Origin of the sequence: Bernardetia sp. (assembly GCF_020630935.1) — a bacterium.
In the GTDB taxonomy this organism is placed as follows: domain Bacteria; phylum Bacteroidota; class Bacteroidia; order Cytophagales; family Bernardetiaceae; genus Bernardetia.
Genome location: NZ_JAHDIG010000151.1, coordinates 1 through 2,356 on the forward strand (window position 1 = coordinate 1; position 2,356 = coordinate 2,356).

Genomic DNA, 2,356 nt, shown 5'->3' on the forward strand with positions numbered 1-2,356 from the left:
CAACGGTATTTTTTCCCTGTTCTGTGGCTCACAGAACAGCAAGTATCTATTGATGTCCAGTACTCTATATTCCAAGTCCTTTTGATAGGCGTTTCTTCTTCTTTATCTAGTATTTTATTTTCCATTTTCTATAAAATCAAGTTACTAATATCTATAAAAGACTGTATAAATGAAATGGTTACAAACAAGAGAATGCCAAATCCAACCATAACAATCCACTTTTTCCAATATTTTCTAAAGAAAATGAGAGATAGGAAGGTAAAAAAAATATTAATGAGAATTATTCCACAGCAAAATATAACAATCATTCTTCCAATTATCATACTTGGAGTAAATGATAAATATCTAAAGTCTATACTAGAATAGTAAGCATATATTGCGAAGAGAATAGCTAAAATTCCATTTGTAACCAAAATAGGCTTCCAAGAGCTATTTTTTCTGTCGTTCAAATTTTGTTCTTTGTCTAAAACATTGTCCATATCAATTGAAAAAAGCAAGCAGAAAACAATTTTTTAAAATCTTCTACCGTTGTAGCATAAAATTGCAAAATATTTTGTAAATTATATGTGCTAGAAACAACATAAAAACACTTGGCTTCCCTATAATATAACTTTTTAAATAAAAAATTAGACTATATTATTTCTACTTCATAAGTATGTAAGAATTACCCAAAGATAAATAAATATTTAATTTGGATTTTCTATTAACAATTACTTAATTTAGAAGGAAATTGAGAAAATAAAACCAAGATTTTCTAATTTGAAAGAAAAGACAATTACTATCCAAAACACGCATCAACTCACACAAATACCATAAAAATCTATGACTGTGGCAACGTCGCTTCCAAAAATTATTTTTGAGGGAGTAAATTCAATCATTTATTACCGAGATACTAGCGAGTGGAACACGCCAGTTATTATCAAGGTTATTAAAAATGATTTTCCGACTCCAACACAGCTTATTCAGTTTAACAACGAGTATGAATTTACAAAAGACCTCAAAATTGAGGGCATCAGAAAGGCATACAAAAAGGATAAACTAGAGGGTAAGCCTGCGCTTGTATTGGAGTATTTTTCTGGAATTACATTTAAGAAGAGTTTTGCTGAAAATTCTTGGACGTACAAAGATTTTTTAAAGGTAGCTATCAATATTGCTGAAGCTCTTTGGCAAATCCATCAAAATCATATCATTCATAAAGACATTAATAGCAACAATGTCTTGGTAGATTTTGCTACGCACAACATCAAAATTATTGATTTTGGTATTTCTTCACGTATAGACACTCGTGTACAAGACCTCCGAAGCCCAGATTCTTTAGAAGGTACACTTGCTTATATTTCCCCAGAACAGACAGGCAGAATGAACCGTGCCGTAGATTACCGTTCTGATTTGTATTCTTTGGGAGTTGCTTTTTACGAAATTCTGACAAGCAAATTACCTTTTACGGCTTCTGATTCTATTGAACTCGTGCATTGTCATTTGGCACAAAAACCACAACCTCCTCATCAAGTAAACCCTTCTGTGCCTCGTGTGTTGTCTGAACTGGTAATGAAACTGCTAGAAAAAAATGCAGAAGACCGTTATCAGTCAGCTTTTGGCTTAAAAGCAGATTTAGAGCTTTGTTTGAAAGGTTTTATTGCCAATGGAAATGGAAAAATAGATTATTTTAAGTTAGGACAAGAAGATTATTCTGACCGTTTTTCTATTCCTCAAAAACTATATGGTAGAGAAAATGAAGTAAAATTATTACTCAACTCTTTTGAAAGAGTCTCTAATGGAGCTACCGAAATGATTTTGGTAGAAGGGTATTCTGGAGTAGGAAAAACTTCTCTTGTCAATGAAACCCATCGTTCCATTACAGAGAAAAGAGGATATTTTATAAAGGGAAAATTTGACCAGTATCAAAAAAACGTTCCCTATTCGGCTATTATCCAAGCCCTAAATGAGTTTATAGAGTACTTACTCACAGAAACAAAAGAGTCATTAGCAGAGTGGAAACGAAAGATAAATAAGGTAGTCGGAGAAAATGGACAAATTCTGTTAGATGTTCTTCCAAACTTGGAAATGATTATTGGAGAGCAAGAAACTGTTCAAGAACTTCCTCCCAATGAAGCTAAAAACCGATTTAATTACGTCTTCAAATCATTTATTCGTGTTATTAGTCAGAAAAAACACCCAGTTGTTCTTTTCATCGATGATATGCAGTGGGCAGATGGTGCATCATTGAACTTACTTAAAGTCTTGATGACAGACATTGAGAACCGTTATTTGCTCATCATCGGTGCATATCGTGATAATGAAGTTACATCAGCTCATGCGCTGATGGTAATGGTAAAGAGTTTGCAAGCTCAAAATG

2 protein-coding genes are annotated in these 2,356 nt (G+C 32.8%); one reads left to right on the plus strand and one right to left on the minus strand.

The window, feature by feature from the left end; translation table 11 throughout:
- Nucleotides 1-128 precede the first annotated feature (128 nt).
- Nucleotides 129-497 carry a hypothetical protein gene (locus QZ659_RS20470; protein ID WP_291728958.1) on the minus strand — a complete coding sequence of 123 codons (369 nt, stop codon included), beginning with the start codon at nt 495-497 and terminating at the stop codon, nt 129-131.
- A gap of 325 nt (nt 498-822) precedes the next feature.
- Between QZ659_RS20470 and QZ659_RS20475 the strand changes: the two genes are divergently transcribed.
- Nucleotides 823-2,356: AAA family ATPase (locus QZ659_RS20475; RefSeq protein ID WP_291728960.1), on the plus strand; the 1,534-nt coding region annotated here is incomplete at its 3' end.